Source organism: Streptomyces sp. NPDC058239 (genome assembly GCF_042882185.1).
Taxonomy (GTDB): domain Bacteria; phylum Actinomycetota; class Actinomycetes; order Streptomycetales; family Streptomycetaceae; genus Streptomyces.
Map to the genome: position 1 here is coordinate 1 of NZ_JBHVWS010000136.1, position 2,855 is coordinate 2,855.

General features: G+C 68.0%; 1 protein-coding gene. It reads left to right on the plus strand.

Translation table 11 applies throughout. From position 1 onward, the window contains the following. A partial coding sequence (locus tag ACFVYE_RS47185) for a condensation domain-containing protein (RefSeq protein WP_389609754.1) occupies positions 1-2,855 on the plus strand: 2,855 nt, incomplete at both ends.

The following is a 2,855-nucleotide window of genomic DNA, read 5'->3' on the forward strand; positions in this document are numbered from 1 at the left end:
CACGCCAACGTGACCCGCCTCTTCAACGCCGTCCAACAACGCCTCCCCTTCGGCCCCGACGACACCTGGACCCTCTTCCACAGCTACGCCTTCGATGTATCGGTCATGGAGATGTGGGGAGCCCTCACCACCGGCGGGCGCCTTGTCGTGGTGCCGTATCTGACCAGCCGGGACTCGGAGTCGTTCCACGCACTCGTACGCGATCGATCAGTCACGATGCTCAGCCAAACCCCCTCTGCCTTCCGTCAGTTCGAGGCGGTCGACGCGGCGGAGGGTGGGGAACTGGCCCTGCGGGCAGTACTGTTCGCGGGCGAGGCGCTGAACCGGGCGTCGGTGCGCCGCTGGGGCGCCCGTCACGGTTACGCCTCGCCGCTCCTCATCAACCTGTACGGCATCACCGAGACCACCGTGCACGTGACGTACACCGAGGTGGACGAGGGCCAGCTCGACGGTACGTTCAGCCGGATCGGCAGGGCGCTGCCCGATCTCCGTCTCTACGTCCTGGATCCGTCGGGCGATCCGAGTCCGATCGGTGTCGTCGGGGAGCTCTACGTCGGCGGGCCCGGCGTGACACGTTGCTACACAGGCCAACCCGCGCTCACCGCACAGCGTTTCGTGCCGGACCATCTCGGTCGTGCGCCCGGAGCCCGGCTCTACCGCAGTGGGGACCTCGCCCGCTGGACGTCCTCCGGCGACCTGGAGTACCTGGGCCGGGCCGACGCACAGGTGAAGGTGCGCGGCTACCGTATCGAGCTGCCGGAGATCGAGGCCCGACTGGGCCGGCAGCCCGAGATCCGGCAGGCCGTCGTGGTCGTCCGGGACGATCTCGGCGGCCACACGGACCTCGTCGCCTACCTCGTACCGGAGCCGGACGCCGACCGGCCCACCACCAGTGAACTCCGGGACGCCCTCGCCGGCCACCTCCCCGACTACATGATCCCGAGGAACTTCGTCTTCCTCGATGCCCTCCCGCTCACCCCGCAGGGCAAGCTCAACCACCGGGCGTTGCCCGCTCCGACAACCGAACGCCCTGAACTGGCAGCCGAGTTCATCGCTCCGCTGCCCGGGACGGAGGAGCTGCTCGCGGGGATCTGGAGCAACGTTCTCGGCGTCGACCGCATCGGCCGCCACGACAACTTCTTCGACCTCGGCGGCGACTCCATCCGCAGCATCCAGGTGCTGGGACTGGCTCGTACCCAGGGGGTCGGCTTCGAGCTGCAGGACCTCTTCCGCACGCCCACCCCTGCGGGGCTGGCCGAGGCCGCCTCGACCCATTCGGCATCCGAAGCCCCGCAGCGCGACCGCGAGCCGTTCTCCATGGTGAGCGCCGAGGACAGGGCGCGGCTGCCGCTGGGCCTCGTGGACGCCTATCCGATGGCGGAACTCCAGGTCGGCATGATCTACGAGATGGAACTGGACCGTGAACGGCTGCCGTACCACAACGTGGACAGCATGCGCATCAACGGCCGGTTCGACGAGCGCAGCTTCAAGGAGGCGCTCCGCCTGGTCGTGGAACGCCACCCGATACTCCGCACGTCCCTGGAGCTGAGCGGCTACAGCGAGCCGCTCCAGCTGGTGCATGCCACGGCGGAGATGCCGTGCGTGGTGTCCGATCTGCGTGCACTCGACGACGAGGCGCAACAGTCGGCGATCGCCGCATACGTGACCTTCGAACGCTCCCATGTGTTCGACCACTCCCGGCCGCCGTTGCTGCGGTTCGGCATCCACTGGCTCTCCGACGATGCGTTCCAGTGGACGGTGACCGAGCACCACGCCATTTTCGACGGTTGGAGTCTTCACTCCACGCTCGCCGAGATCACTGGCCTCTACCACCGGATCGCGACCGGTGCGGGCACGGTCGTCGCCCTGGACCCGCCCGAGTCCGCGTACCGCGACTTCATCGCGGCGGAACGGGAGGTGCTGCGCTCCAAGGAGAGCGAGGAGTTCTGGCTGGAGCGGCTCACGGACCGGCCCACGGGCCGGCTCCCACGCTGGCCGGACCGGCACGACGCCCGGCTGGCCACGCCCGAGTGCGAGAACGAGTGGCGGGTACTGCACACGGCGGAGAAGCACGGCTCGATCGAGACGCTGTTACCGGCGCAGCTGTGCGACGAGCTGCTGGCGCTGGCCAAGCGTTGTGGGGTGCCGCTGAAGTCCGTGATGCTGGCAGCGCATCTGCGGGTCATGAGCCTGGTCACCGGAAGCACGGACGTGCTGGCCGGTCTGTCGTCCAACGGACGGCTGGAGGAGGCCGGGGCGACCGAGGTGCGGGGGCTCTTCCTGAACACCGTCCCGTTCCGGCTGGAACTGCCGGACGGCAGTTGGCTGGACCTCGTACGCGCGGTGTTCGAGGCCGAGCAGGACATGCTGCCCCACCGTAGATACCCGCTGGGGGCGTTGCAGCGTCGGATGGGTGGCGAGGCCCTGTTCGAGACCAGCTTTGTGTACAACCACTTCCACGTGCTCACCGACGAGTTCGGTGAGGGTCGCCTGACGATCGTGGACGGGAAGATCGACAGCTTCAGCACGCTGCGTGCCGAGCCGACCAACTTCCCGCTGAGCGTCGGCGTGATCCGTAATCCGTACTCCACACGGCTGCTCCTGAGTCTCGACTACCACCTCGGTGTTCTGGTCGAGGACCAGGTGGCGTTGATGCGGGACTACTACGTGCGGGTGCTGGAGTCGATGGTCTGCGAACCGGAGACCGCGTTCGGGGACGTCGTCCTCCTGGGAGACACAGAACGGGAACTGGTGGAGTCATGGGCGGGTGACGGCGCTGAACTCCCGGTCGGTGCGATTCACGAACTGGTGATACGCCGGGCCCGGGAAACCCCCGACGCCGTCGCCGTCGTCTG